This window comes from Streptomyces sp. Q6 (assembly GCF_036967205.1).
Classification (GTDB): Bacteria; Actinomycetota; Actinomycetes; order Streptomycetales; family Streptomycetaceae; genus Streptomyces; species Streptomyces citrinus.
On record NZ_CP146022.1, the window covers coordinates 5,100,954 to 5,113,535 of the forward strand.

General features: G+C 72.0%; 8 protein-coding genes and 2 pseudogenes. 6 read left to right on the top strand and 4 right to left on the bottom strand.

Going from position 1 to position 12,582, the window contains the following annotated elements; all coding sequences use genetic code 11:
* Window positions 1-15 precede the first annotated feature (15 nt).
* The 4 genes and pseudogenes from V2W30_RS23910 to V2W30_RS23925 all read right to left on the bottom strand — a co-directional run bounded on the left by V2W30_RS23910 (window position 16) and on the right by V2W30_RS23925 (window position 4,312).
* Window positions 16-1,005 carry an AAA family ATPase gene (locus V2W30_RS23910; RefSeq protein WP_425244694.1) on the bottom strand — a complete coding sequence of 330 codons (990 nt, stop codon included), beginning with the start codon at window positions 1,003-1,005 and terminating at the stop codon, window positions 16-18.
* Window positions 1,005-2,306: a DUF4350 domain-containing protein gene (locus V2W30_RS23915; RefSeq protein WP_338699596.1), complete on the bottom strand. Its 1,302-nt coding sequence runs from the start codon at window positions 2,304-2,306 to the stop codon at window positions 1,005-1,007. Before V2W30_RS23915 ends, V2W30_RS23910 begins: the two co-directional genes overlap by 1 nt.
* A complete protein-coding gene (locus V2W30_RS23920) occupies window positions 2,303-2,995 on the bottom strand; it encodes a DUF4129 domain-containing protein (RefSeq protein ID WP_338699597.1) in 693 nt (230 codons plus the stop codon). Before V2W30_RS23920 ends, V2W30_RS23915 begins: the two co-directional genes overlap by 4 nt.
* Before the next feature lie 4 nt (window positions 2,996-2,999).
* A pseudogene (locus V2W30_RS23925) lies at window positions 3,000-4,312 on the bottom strand (DUF7544 domain-containing protein).
* Between the two features lie 140 nt (window positions 4,313-4,452).
* Between V2W30_RS23925 and mtnA the strand changes: the two are divergent.
* The 6 genes and pseudogenes from mtnA (at window position 4,453) to hpf (ending at window position 12,380) form a co-directional block, all read left to right on the top strand.
* Window positions 4,453-5,640 (top strand): S-methyl-5-thioribose-1-phosphate isomerase, encoded by a 1,188-nt coding sequence (gene mtnA, locus V2W30_RS23930; protein ID WP_338699598.1) that lies wholly within the window; start codon window positions 4,453-4,455, stop codon window positions 5,638-5,640.
* A 4-nt stretch (window positions 5,641-5,644) separates the two neighbouring features.
* Window positions 5,645-6,334: a two-component system response regulator MtrA gene (gene mtrA / locus V2W30_RS23935; RefSeq protein WP_199836122.1), complete on the top strand. Its 690-nt coding sequence runs from the start codon at window positions 5,645-5,647 to the stop codon at window positions 6,332-6,334.
* A 1-nt stretch (window position 6,335) separates the two neighbouring features.
* A pseudogene (mtrB, locus tag V2W30_RS23940) lies at window positions 6,336-8,371 on the top strand (MtrAB system histidine kinase MtrB).
* An 85-nt stretch (window positions 8,372-8,456) separates the two neighbouring features.
* The gene (locus V2W30_RS23945) at window positions 8,457-10,217 is read left to right on the top strand and encodes an LpqB family beta-propeller domain-containing protein (protein WP_425244695.1); all 1,761 of its coding nucleotides are present in this window, start codon (window positions 8,457-8,459) and stop codon (window positions 10,215-10,217) included.
* A gap of 348 nt (window positions 10,218-10,565) precedes the next feature.
* On the top strand, window positions 10,566-11,348 hold the full coding sequence (locus V2W30_RS23950; protein WP_338699606.1) for a ComF family protein: 783 nt from the start codon (window positions 10,566-10,568) through the stop codon (window positions 11,346-11,348).
* Between the two features lie 336 nt (window positions 11,349-11,684).
* A complete protein-coding gene (gene hpf / locus V2W30_RS23955) occupies window positions 11,685-12,380 on the top strand; it encodes a ribosome hibernation-promoting factor, HPF/YfiA family (RefSeq protein ID WP_338699608.1) in 696 nt (231 codons plus the stop codon).
* Window positions 12,381-12,582 lie beyond the last annotated feature (202 nt).

The window sequence follows — 12,582 nt, forward strand, 5'->3', positions numbered from 1 at the left end:
TCGTCTCCGGCCTCGTCAGCGGGGGACGGGGACGTGGGTGAGGATCGCGTTGATGACCGAGTCGGGGGTTACCCCCTCCATCTCGGCCTCCGGGCGCAGTTGGATGCGGTGGCGAAGGGTGGGCAGGGCCAGGGCCTTCACGTCGTCCGGGGTCACGTAGTCGCGGCCGGTCAGCCAGGCCCAGGCGCGGGCCGTGGCCAGGAGAGCCGTGGCGCCTCGCGGGGAGACGCCGAGGGTGAGGGACGGTGATTCGCGGGTCGCGCGGCAGATGTCGACGACGTAGGCGGTGATCTCGGGAGAGAGCGTCGTCTTCGCGACCGCCGCGCGGGCTGCTTCGAGGTCTGCCGCCGTGGCCACCGGACGGAGGCCCGCCGCGGCGAGGTCACGGGGGTTGAAGCCCGAGGCGTGGCGGGTCAGGACGTCGATCTCGTCCTGGCGGGTGGGGAGGGGGACGTTCAACTTGAGGAGGAAGCGGTCCAGTTGGGCCTCGGGGAGGGGGTACGTGCCCTCGTACTCGACCGGGTTCTGGGTCGCGACGACCATGAACGGGTCCGGGAGCCGGCGCGCGGTGCCGTCGACCGTGATCTGGCGTTCCTCCATCGCTTCGAGGAGGGACGACTGGGTCTTGGGCGGGGTGCGGTTGATCTCGTCCGCGAGGAGGAGGTTCGTGAAGGCCGGGCCCGGCTGGAAGGAGAAGCGGGAGGTGTGGGTGTCGTAGACCAGGGAGCCCGTGACGTCGCTCGGCATGAGGTCGGGGGTGAACTGGACGCGCTTCGTGTCGAGTTCGAGGGATGCGGCCAGGGCTCGTACTAGGAGGGTCTTCGCTACGCCGGGGACGCCTTCGAGGAGGACGTGGCCGCGGCAGAGGAGGGCCACGACGAGGCCCGTGACGGTGGAGTCCTGGCCGACCACGGCCTTGGCGATCTCCGTGCGCAGGGCCTCCAGAGACGCCCGTGAGCTGCGGGGATCCGTCGTGGGCCCGGCGTTGTCAGTGGTCGGGTCCATCATGAATTCCGTACCTCTCTTTCGAGGGCGTCGAGGTGGTCGGCGAGTGCGATGAGCGCTGCGTCGGTGGTCGGCGGCGGGCCGAAGAGGAGGGTGTGCGGGTCCTGGCCGGGCGAGGTGAGCCGGCGGGTCAGGGCCGGGAGGAAGATCTCGGGCGAGTGCGCCTGGGAGACGGGGACGCCGAGGAGGGGGGCGAGGCGCGTGCGGGTGGCGGTACGCAGGGCGGTGGCCGCTCGGTCGCGGGCGTTCGCCTTGCGGTAGAGGCGGGCGCGGCCTTCGACGGTTTCGGAGGCGCGGATCGCGACGGGGAGGCGCTCGGGGACCAGGGGGCCGAGGCGGCGTGCGCGCCACAGGGCGGCGAGGGCTGCGGCGATGAAGAGTTGCAGCGTGCCCCAGAGCCAGCCCTCGGGGATCAGGTCGACGAAGCTGCGGTCGTTCTCCGCGTCGGTGGCGGCGGCATCGTCGGAGAGAGAGGGGAGGTACCAGACCAGATGGGGGCGGGTACCGAGGAGTTGAAGGGCGAGCGAGGCGTTGCCCTGCTTGTCGAGGCGGTCGTTGAGAAGGATGTCGGGGGAGCCGATGATCACGGTGTCGCCGTGGCCGGTCGTGGCGGGCAGGCGCAGAAGGGTGGCGGCGCCGTCGCTCGGGTAGCAGGAGTCGGCGTCGGAGAGTGTCGTGTCGTAGCGGTGGCCGCCGCCGGTTTCGGCCGGGCCGGCGCGGCGGGCCGCGGGCAGGGCGCAGTCGGGGGCGAGGGTGGTGCCCGCGCTGGGGGCGGCGTCCGTGGTGACCCCGGGGGCCAGTCGTTCGACGGTGGCCGCGCCGGGGGCGACGAGGATCGTGCGGCCGTGGGAGTCGGTGGTGGCGGCCTGGATCTGGTCCTGCTGGTGGGGTGTGAGCAGGCCCGGGGCGGCGACCAGGAGGGTGGTGTCGGGGCCGGTCGCGGCGCGGGCTTCGGCCGTGGTGGTGACCACGCGCGTGGACACCCCTCGGTCGGCGAGGAGTTCGGCGACGGCGCGGCTGCCGTACTGGTCGGCGGAGCGCGGGTCGAGGGTGCCGTGCTTCTCGCCGGAGCGCACGGCCGCGATGGCGACGGCGGCGATCACAAGGACCGTCAGGGCGAGGGCGATGCCCCGGGTGCGGGTCCAGACCTGGCGGACCGTGGGGGTGGTGGAGGTGCCGTCCGGCGCGGGGGCCGGTGGCGGTGGGGGTGCGGTGAGCGTGGTCGCGGCGGCTGGTGGGCCGCTTCGGTCCGGCTCGTGGTCCGGGTGGTGCGCGGGGTGCGGGGTGCGGGGCTCGGTCACCGGGGCGCTCCCGGGGCGGCTGCGAGGGACGGGGAGGTGCGCTCCACCTCGGTGTCCAGGGCGGTCAGGCGCTGGTACGTCTCCGGGGTCGCGGTGCGGCCGCCGTATGTGACGTCGTCGAAGTCGTGGGCGGCGGTGCGCAGTCGGTCCGCGTGGCCGGGGAGGGGGCGGGCGGCTTCGGCGGCCGCCTCGTGGGCGGTGCGGCCGGGGCGCGGGTCGAGGAGGGCGCGTTCCTCCAGGGAGCGGACCAGGGCGCGCATCCGTTCCTGGACGGCCTGGTTCCAGTGGCCCTGGGCGGCGTGGGACTCGGCGGCCGCGCGATGTTCGGCGGCGCTGCGCGGGCGGTCGTCGAAGAGTGGCGCGGTGGAGGTGGGGGAGCGGCGGGGGGTGCCCAGGCGCCACCAGAAGGCGGCACCCACGGCGATGACGGCCAGCACGATGACGATCAGGCCGACGGTGCCGCCCGGGGCGGCACCGGACGCGGCGGAGAACAGGCGGTCGATCCACTCCCAGAACTTGTTCAGGGCGCGCATGAACCAGCTCGGGTCGTTCTCGTGGTACGCGGGCTTGGACAGTTCGTGTTCGGCCGCCTCGCGGGCGGGATCGCGCGGAAGCGTCACCGGTGGCTCGTCGCCGCCGGCCCGCGTCAGCCAGGATCCCGCCCTGAGCACTCCCCCTGGCGTGCTCACCGCATCAGCTCCCCGGGGTGGCGCCGGGGGTGCCGTCGTAGCCCGGCAGGCCCGCGGCGCGGGCGAGTTCGAGGTCGAGGGCTTCGCGGCGGATGCGCTGGTCGATGTAGAGCAGCACGGTGACGCCCGCGGTGATCGGGAAGGTGAGGGTCGAGCCGATCACGGCGCCGATGCCGGTGATGATCAGGAAGGTCCAGCCGACGGTGCCGTTGGTGTCGAGGAGGCTGCCGATGCCGTCGCCGCTGACCACGCCGGCGATGGCGGTGAACGGTATGAGGATGATCTCCGAGACGATGCCGGCGATGAGGGACGCCAGGATCTGGATGCCGAAGACCCGCCACCAGGAGCCGCGTACGAGCTTCATGGAGCGGCCCATCGCCTTACGGACGGTCTGCTTCTCCAGCATCAGCGCGGGCGAGGCCAGCGAGAGGCGGATGATCATCCAGACCGCGACGAGGAAGCCGGCGATGCCGCCGATGACCGCGAGCGCGACGCCCGCTTCGGAGGAGCCGAGAAGGGCGACGATGATGCCGGGGGCGGTGCCCACGAGGACGATGAGGGCGGCGATCAGCGGCAGCAGCAGGGTCAGGCCGAGCAGTTTGAGGAGCTGCGGGCGGGCGTCGCGCCAGGCTTCGCCGATCGTGACGTCCTTGCCGAGCACGGCGCGGCTGGTGACCGTCGTGAGCAGGGCCGTGGCGACGATGGTGCCGAGCAGCGTGACCACCAGGACGACGCCGGTGCCGACGAGGATCTCGCCCATGGCGCGGAAGATCTCGCTGGTGGTGGCGTCGGGGTTGTCGAGCGCGTCGGTGGTCGCGGAGTCGTTGAAGAGGAAGCCCTGGAGGAGAACCGTCAGGAGCTGGGTGACCACGGCGACGGTGAGCGAGATGCCGAGAACGGTGCGCCAGTAGGTGCGCATGGTCGACACCGCGCCGTCGAGGATCTCGCCGACGCCGAGGGGGCGCAGCGGGATGACGCCGGGTTTGGCGGCCAGGGGCCTGCCCTGCCAGCCACCCCAGCCGGGGTAGCCGCCGGGGGCGCCGGGGCCGTTCCCGTAGCCGCCGGGGCCCGCGCCCCAGCCCGGGCCGGGCGGTGGGGGCGGCGGCGGGGCCTGGCCGGAGCCGGGCGGCGGGCCGGAGGGGCGGACCACTGGGCGGGCGGCGGCTGCTCCTTGGACCACTGGGGTCCCTGGCCTGCGGCGTCCTGCGGGCCGCTGCCCTGAGCGTCGCCGCTCGGGCTCTGGCCGTCCGGGCGCTTGTCGCCGGGGCCGTCGGAGGGGGCAGATCCGGGCGATGCCCAGCCCGGAGTGTCGTTCATCGTCGCTCCTTCAAGGTGCCCGCCCGCGGTCGCGGCGGCCGGTTGGCTGCCATCGTGCCATGGGGTGGGCGCGGGGTGACCTGGCCCGGTAGTGGCTGGACACCTTCAATTGTCGGCCTCCTACGGGGCAGACTGGACGGATGGCTGATCAGTACGCGCAATCCGGCGAGGACATTCGGCTCAGCGAGGACATACAGGCCACGGCCCACGACATACCGGCGCTCCGCTGGGAGGAACCGGCGGAAGGTCCCGTTCTGGTGTTGCTCGACCAGACGCGGCTGCCGGCCGAGGAGGTCGAGCTGGTCTGCACCGATCCGCAGGCCCTGGTGCAGGCGATCCGTTCCCTGGCCGTGCGCGGAGCTCCGCTGCTCGGCATCGCCGGGGCGTACGGGGTGGCGCTGGCGGCCGCCCGCGGCTTCGACGTGGAGGAAGCGGCGGACGCGTTGGCGGACGCGCGGCCCACCGCGGTCAATCTGGCGTACGGGGTGCGCCGGGCGCAGCAGGCGTACCGGTCCGCGTTCGGGAACGGGGCGGGCGGGGCGCAGTCGGGCCAGGAGCGGGCCGCGGCGGCCGCGCTGGCCGCCGCGCGGGCGCTGCACCAGGAGGATGCCGAGGGCAGCTCCCGGATGGCGGCACACGGGCTCCAACTGCTCGACGAGCTGCTGACCGGGGGGACGCACCGCATCCTGACGCACTGCAACACGGGGGCGCTGGTCTCCGGGGGTGAGGGCACGGCGTTCGCGGTGGCGCTCGCCGCGCACCGGGTCGGGCGGTTGAACCGGCTGTGGGTGGACGAGACCCGTCCGCTGTTGCAGGGTGCTCGGCTGACCGCGTACGAGGCCGCGCGGCACGGGATGTCGTACACACTGCTCACGGACAGCGCCGCCGGTTCGCTGTTCGCGGCCGGTGAGGTGGATGCTGTGCTCATCGGGGCGGACCGGATCGCCGCCGACGGTTCGGTCGCGAACAAGGTGGGGAGCTATCCGCTCGCGGTTCTGGCGCGATATCACCATGTGCCGTTCATCGTGGTGGCGCCGCTGACGACGGTGGACCTGGAGACTCCCGACGGTGGGTCCATCGAGGTGGAGCAGCGGCCAGGACATGAAGTGACGGAGGTCACGGCGCCGCAGGCGCCGCTGGCCGGAGTGGAGGCGGGAGGCGGGATCCCGGTGGCACCGCTGGGGACGCAGGCGTACAACCCTGCGTTCGACGTGACGCCGCCGGAGTTGGTGACGGCAATCGTCACAGAGTGGGGCGTAGTGGCGCCTGTGACAGCTGAGGCCCTGAGTGAGCTGTGTGACAGGTCACGCCAGACAACGATGAGCTAATGGGATGATGTGGTCCATGAAGGGACGAGTCCTTGTCGTCGACGACGACACCGCACTGGCCGAGATGCTCGGCATTGTGCTGCGTGGTGAAGGTTTTGAGCCGTCGTTCGTAGCTGACGGCGACAAGGCGCTGGCCGCTTTCCGTGAGACCAAGCCCGATCTGGTGCTCCTGGACCTGATGCTTCCCGGTAGGGACGGTATTGAGGTGTGCCGCCTGATCAGGGCGGAGTCCGGGGTCCCGATCGTGATGCTCACGGCCAAGAGCGACACCGTCGATGTCGTCGTCGGCCTGGAATCGGGCGCGGACGACTACATCGTCAAGCCGTTCAAGCCGAAGGAGCTGGTGGCCCGGATCCGGGCGCGGCTCCGGAGGTCCGAGGAGCCCGCGCCGGAGCAGCTCGCCATCGGCGATCTGGTCATCGATGTGGCCGGGCACTCGGTGAAGCGGGACGGGCAGTCGATCGCGCTGACGCCGTTGGAGTTCGACCTGCTGGTCGCGCTCGCGCGCAAGCCGTGGCAGGTGTTCACGCGTGAGGTGCTCCTGGAGCAGGTCTGGGGCTACCGGCACGCGGCGGACACCCGTCTCGTCAACGTGCATGTGCAGCGGCTGCGTTCGAAGGTCGAGAAGGATCCCGAGCGGCCGGAGATCGTGGTGACCGTCCGTGGAGTCGGTTACAAGGCAGGACCGAGCTGACGTGTCCCGTGACAGTGCCGCTTCGGCGCCCGGGAAGCCGGGGTCCCGCACGGAGCGGCCTGTGGGACCGGCGGCCGCTCCCACGGCCGGTCGCAGCTCCTGGCTGCGTCGGGCCGTGGACGGAGGTCTGCTGCTCAAGGGCGGGATGAACGGCAGCCCGGTGCTGCGTCTGTTCACCCGTTGGGTGCGGCGTCCGCTGCTGCCGGCGATGCGGCTGTGGCGGCGCAACATCCAGTTGAAGGTGGTCGTCACGACGCTGCTGATGTCGCTCGGGGTCGTGCTGCTGCTCGGCATCGTCGTCATCGGCTCGGTACGGAACGGGCTGCTGGACGCGAAGGCCAGGGCGTCGCAGAGCCAGGCCGAGGGCGGATTCCGCGCGGCCAAGGACAAGGCGGACGCGCAGGCCGCCGAGATGCGGTCCGGCGCGGCCCGTGACAGCCGCATCACTCAGAACTCGAACACCTGGATGAGCGACCTGGTCACGCAGCTGTCCAGCGGTGGCAACGGCGCGTTCGCCGTCGTCACCCTCAGCTCCAGCGACCCGGACAGCGGGAACGGGCGGGCGCTGCGCGGTTCGGGGTACGTGGAGCCGGACCGGAGCGTGCCCGACGAGCTGCGTGAGCGGGTCGACGAGCGCACGGGCGCGTCCCAGGAGTACACGCGGATCATCTACGACGGCGGCAGGGAGTCGCAGCCGGGCCTGGCCATCGGCAAGCGGCTGAACGACCCGCAGGGTCAGCCCTACCAGCTCTACTACCTCTTCCCGCTCACGCAGGAGGAGAAGTCGCTGGGGCTGGTCAAGGGGACCCTCGCGACGGCCGGCCTGTTCGTGGTCGTGCTGCTCGGTGCCATCGCCTGGCTCGTCGTACGGCAGGTGGTGACGCCGGTGCGGATGGCGGCCGGGGTGGCCGAGCGGCTCTCCGCGGGCCGTCTCCAGGAACGTATGAAGGTCACCGGCGAGGACGACATCGCCCGGCTCGGTGAGGCCTTCAACAAGATGGCGCAGAACCTGCATCTGAAGATCCAGCAGTTGGAGGATCTGTCGCGGATGCAGCGGCGCTTCGTCTCCGACGTGAGCCATGAGCTGCGGACGCCGCTGACGACCGTACGGATGGCCGCCGATGTCATCCATGAGGCGCGGGGCGACTTCGATCCGGTGACCGCGCGGTCGGCCGAGCTGCTCGCCGATCAGCTGGACCGGTTCGAGTCGCTGCTCGCCGACCTGCTGGAGATCAGCCGGTTCGACGCCGGTGCGGCGGCTCTGGAGGCCGAGCCGATAGATCTGCGGGAGGTCGTGCGGCGGGTCGTCGGTGGCGCGGCGCCGCTCGCCGAGCGCAAGCAGACGCACGTCCGGATCGTCGGCGACGAGCAGCCGGTGGTCGCCGAGGCGGACGCGCGGCGCGTGGAGCGCGTCCTGCGCAACCTGGTCGTGAACGCCGTGGAGCACGGTGAGGGCAGGGACGTCGTGGTGCGGCTCGCCGCCGCCGGTGGCGCGGTCGCCGTCGCGGTGCGCGACTACGGAGTCGGGCTCAAGCCCGGCGAGGCGACCCGTGTGTTCAGCCGCTTCTGGCGGGCCGACCCGGCCCGCGCGCGGACGACGGGCGGCACCGGCCTGGGGCTGTCCATCGCCCTGGAGGACGCGCGGCTGCACGGCGGCTGGTTGCAGGCGTGGGGGAGCCGGGCGGCGGTTCGCAGTTCCGGCTGACCTTGCCGAGGACGGCGGACGAGCCGCTGCGCGGCTCGCCCATACCGCTGGAGCCGGAGGATTCGCGGCGCAACCGCGGGCTCGGTGACGCGGGGCTGCCCGGCGCGGACGGTTCGAAGCTCGCGACGGTGCCCTCGCAGGCGCCGCCGGTGTCCGCGAAGGCCCCCATGGCGTCGCGGTTCGCGCAGTCGTCGGTGCCCGCGGATCCCACGGCGCTGCCGGGCAGCGGCGCGCGCGTGGTGTCCCGCGGTGGCGCGACCGGTGTGCCCCGGCAACCGGCCGAGCCGCAGGAGCGCGGCGACGAGGACAGGGAGCGTGACGGGCGTGGGTGAGCAGCGGGTGCCGCGGCGGCGGCGCGGGATACGGGGCGGCGCGCTGGCCGGGTGCGGGGTGATCGTTCTCGCCGGGTGTGCGTCGATGCCGGACGGCGGCGGACTGGAGTCGGTCGAGGCGTCGCAGCGCCCGGACTCGCAGGTCCGCGTCTTCGCCCTGCCACCTCAGGACGACGCGGGGCCCGAGGCCATCGTGGACGGCTTCATCGAGGCGCTGACCAGCGACGACCCTTCGTATGCGATGGCTCGTAAGTATCTGACGCCGAAGGCGGCGAAGAGCTGGGACCCGATGCAGCGGACCACCGTGCTCGACGACGGCCCCAGCAGGCGTCCGATCGGCCGGGCCGGCACCGGGGACGAGGGGCGCCTCTACCAGCTGACGGGCCGCCAGATCGCCACGGTCGACACGAAGCAGGCGTACATGCCGGAGAGCCGGCCGTACGAGGGGAATCTGCACCTGAGTCGGGTGGAGACCTCCAAGGGCAAGCAGTGGCGGATCGACTCCCTGCCGAAGGGGGTGATCCTCGGTCAGTCCGACTTCCAGCGGATCTACCAGTCCGTCAACAAGTACTACTACGCGGTGGATTCGGGTTCCGGCGAGGCGGGGTCCGAGAAGCGCCTGGTCGCCGACCCCGTGTTCGTACGGCAGTGGACCGACCCCCTGACGGAGACCGTCAAGCAGGTGCTCGCCGGGCCGACGAACTGGCTGAACCCCGTGGTGCGGACGGCGTTCCCCTCGGACGCGGGTCTGAAGAAGGGCGTCGGCTCGCTCACCCCGGACGACGCGAACAAGCTGACGGTGCCGCTGAACGAGGCGGGCAGCAGGGCCGGGGCGAGCAAGTGCAAGGAGATGGCGGCTCAGCTGCTGTTCTCGTTGCACGACTTGTCGTCGTCGAGCGTGAGCGGGATCGAGCTGAAGCGTTCCGACGGCCGGCTGATGTGCGCGCTGACCGAGGACGACGCGGAGGCGTTCGTGCCGTTGCGGGCCTCGGGCCGTCTCGACGACCAGTACCTCCTGGACGCCAAGGGCAGGCTCGTGCGGATGGCCGGGCACAGCACGTCCGACCGGAGCCCCGAGCAGGTCCTCGGGCCGCTGGGCGAGGGTGAGCAGCGGCTGCGTTCCGCGGCCGTCTCGCGCGATCAGGAGCGCGCGGCGGGTGTGTCGAACGACGGGCGCTCGCTGTACGTGGCGTCGATGGTCAACGGCGCCTCGCTGGGCGACGCGCTCGTGCGCAGCCACTCCAGGTCGGAGGCGGACGGCCTGACGACGCCCAGTTGGGACGGGCGCGGCGATCTGTGGGTGGCCGACCGCGACAAGAAGAATCCGCGGCTGCTGATGTTCGGCGAGGGCCGTGCCGACCAGATGCAGGAGGTCCGGGTCGACGGGCTCGACGGCACCTCGCGCATCGAGTCGGTGAAGATGTCCGCCGACGGGGCGCGCGTCGCCCTGCTCGTGACGGAGAAGGGCAAGACCAAGCTGCGTATCGGCCGGGTGGAGCGGGAGCGCGACGCGAGCGGCGGGACCGAGGTCTCGGTGCACGAACTGCGGCCCGCGGCACCGGAGATGGACGAGGTCACGGCCGTGTCGTGGGCGGGCGGCAGCCGGCTCGTGGTGGTCGGCCGGGCGGCCGGCGGGCTCCAGCAGATCCAGTACGTGCCGTGCGACGGCTCGGCGGCCACGGGACAGGCGCTGCCGGGGCTGACGCGGGTCAGCGAGATCGCCGCGTCCGCGGACGACGGACTGCCGCTGCTCGCGCACTCCGACGACGGTGTCGTGCGGCTGCCGTCGGGGACGGCGTGGCAGCCGGTGGTGAAGGACGGGACGGCGCCGATCTATCCGGGGTGACGACGTCCGGTCGGACGGGGGTGTCGTCCGGTCGGTCCCGGGGGGACGCCCTTGCCCGGTCTGCCCGGTCTGCCTGGGGTGCTGCGGGGTGTTCGGGGTGGCGCCGTGTTCTGTCCGGGGTGGCGTCCCGTTTCGTTCTGGGGAGCGCCCCGCTCCGTCTCGGGTGGCGCCCCTTCTGCTTGCGATGGCGCCCCGCTTCGTTCGGGGTGACGCCCCGCCAGGAATTCAGCTTCGACGGTCGTCCCGTCACTCACACGAGTGCAACCCGTCCCCGCTGAAGCCGTGTTGTCCACAGGGCGTTGTCCACAGGGGTGGTCTCGCGGCGCGCGTGTTGGCACAGTGTTCGGTATGCGGGGGTGGTGGCAGGACCTCTCCGACCTGGTGCTGCCGGCCCAGTGCGCAGGCTGCGGCAGGTCGCGTACGACGCTGTGTGCGCGGTGCTCAGCGGCGTTGCTCGGCGCTGCGGCGAGCCGGGTGCGGCCGCGGCCCGAGCCGCCGGGGCTGCCCGTCGTGCACGCGGCGGCGCCCTACCGGGACGCGGTGCGGGCCGTGCTCCTCGCCCACAAGGAGCGGGGCGCGCTGGGGCTCTCCGGGCCGCTCGGCGCGGCGCTCGCCTCAGCGGTGCGTGAAGGGCTGCGGATACCCGGCGGTGCGGGCTCCGTGGCGCTCGTCCCCGTGCCGTCCTCGCCGCGTGCGGTGCGGGCGCGCGGGCACGATCCGACGCGGCGGATCGCGTACGCGGCGGCCGCCGAGCTGCGCCGGGCGGGCGTGCCGGTCAGGGTGCTCGCCGTGCTGCGCCAGCGGCGCCCCGTGGCGGACCAGTCGGGGCTCGACGCCCGGCAGCGGATGGCGAACGTGACGGGTGCGATGGAGGTGGTGGGCGGTGGATCTGGGCTGCTCGCCGAAGTTGGCCGAATCACGCTGGTCGACGACCTCATGACGACCGGCGCGTCCCTGGCGGAGGCGGCGCGCGCCCTGCGCGTCGCGGCCGACAGTTCGCGAACGGGCAGAAGGGCGGGAAGGATGGAGTCAGCGCACTCCGCAGTGGGCCCCGAAATGCCGGGGCCGGTCACTGTGCAAGCGGCTGTAGTCGCCGGATCTCCGGATTCTTTCGAAATAAACCGGAACTGACCGGGTATCTGCTTCGTTGCAGGTAGCGAGAGGATTCATTCACCTGAATGGAGGTACACGGCGGTAGAGGGTGACGACATCCGTCCGGGCGAGATATGTTCGGTTGTGAGGAACTCGGCGTGAAAACCGGGTGCTGCACCTCGCATATCGGAATGCCGCGCCGTGGGTTTGCACAGAGATTTTCGCAATCATCCGACGCGATGGGGTGGAGATCTTGTCCACGGGGGAGGAGGAGGTGGAAGTCACCGAGTCCGAGGCTCCGGAAGTGGCCGGAGCCTGGTGCAAGAGGGAGATGCTCCGCCATAGGAGCGGAGCTATCCGGGAACGGAGTTCTGCGTGGACATCGTCGTCAAGGGCCGCAAGACCGAGGTACCGGAGCGGTTCCGCAAGCACGTGGCCGAGAAGCTGAACCTGGAGAAGATCCAGAAGCTCGACGGCAAGGTGATCAGCCTCGACGTCGAGGTGTCCAAGGAGCCCAACCCCCGGCAGGCCGACCGGTGCGACCGCGTGGAGATCACGCTGCGCACGCGCGGCCCCGTGATCCGGGCGGAAGCCGCTGCGAACGACCCGTACGCGGCGCTCGACCTGGCCACGGAAAAGCTGGACGCGCGTCTGCGCAAGGAGCACAGCAAGCGGTCCACGCGGCGCGGCGCGAAGCGCATCTCGGCCGCCGAGGTCGCCGAGCGCGTCCCGGACGCCGCCCGGCTGAACGGGGACGGCTCGATCGCCAGGGACGAGTCCGAGACCGACGGCGTACCGACCACCAAGGTGGGACCGCTCGAGGTCCAGGGCGAGGGCCCGCTCGTCGTCCGCGAGAAGACCCACGTGGCGGCACCCATGTCGCTCGACCAGGCGCTCTACGAGATGGAGCTGGTCGGGCACGACTTCTATCTGTTCGTCGACTCCGAGACCAAGGAACCCAGCGTCGTCTACCGTCGTCACGCCTACGACTACGGCGTCATCCACCTCAGCACCGACCCCATGGTGACCGAGGCGCACGGCGCCGACGCGGGCGATGCCATCGGCGGCTGAGCCGGCCGGACGGCCGCGGAACCGAGGCTGTCCGAAAACCTACTCATCCGGTGCCCCTGGAGTGCGCGTGCGCCCCCGGGGGCACCCTCGTGCGACCCCCCGGTGAACCGCACCGTCCGCGCGCGCACGCCGCGGCATGAAATCATGGCCACGCCGGGTCAACCGGTGTGCTGGCGCCTCGGGTTGGCCCGGCACAGGAAGA